We start from the raw sequence: 408 nt of genomic DNA on the forward strand, positions 1-408 counted from the left end.
AACCAGCGCATGGGCGACCAGGACGCCGGTGGCAAGCAGGCCGAAGGTCCAACCGAGACCGGACACCACACCGGAGTGGTCGCCTTGGGCGGCGAGGCGCCGTTCGTAGGCGAGGGTGGCCAGCCAGCCGCCGTCCATGCCCAGGCCGACGACGGTGGCCACCGGCCACGACATCAGAGCACCGAGCCAACCGATGACGACAGCGAGGGTCAGAGCCATCGACACGACGGTCATCGCCGCCGCGGGGGCGCAGGTCCACTGCTTGCGGCTCATGCCGACACCTCTCCGGTGCTGGTGGTGAGGATGCCGCCCGGGGTGCGGGTGAGCAGGCCGGCGGTGAGGAGGGCGGTGACGGTCCGGCTGACGGTGCCCTTGTGCAGCCCGGTGGCAACACCGATCTCCTGGCCG

General features: G+C 71.3%; 1 protein-coding gene and 1 pseudogene. Both read right to left on the bottom strand.

Annotation, left to right across the window (positions count from 1 at the left end):
• Positions 1–273, bottom strand: a pseudogene (locus G6R25_RS24650) (protein spdB); the annotation flags it as partial.
• On the bottom strand, positions 270–398 hold the full coding sequence (locus tag G6R25_RS31125; RefSeq protein WP_419469420.1) for a hypothetical protein: 129 nt from the start codon (positions 396–398) through the stop codon (positions 270–272). The gene G6R25_RS31125 and the pseudogene G6R25_RS24650, both read right to left, overlap by 4 nt.
• Positions 399–408 lie beyond the last annotated feature (10 nt).

The organism is Candidatus Frankia alpina (assembly GCF_902806485.1).
GTDB classification, from domain to species: domain Bacteria; phylum Actinomycetota; class Actinomycetes; order Frankiales; family Frankiaceae; genus Frankia; species Frankia alpina.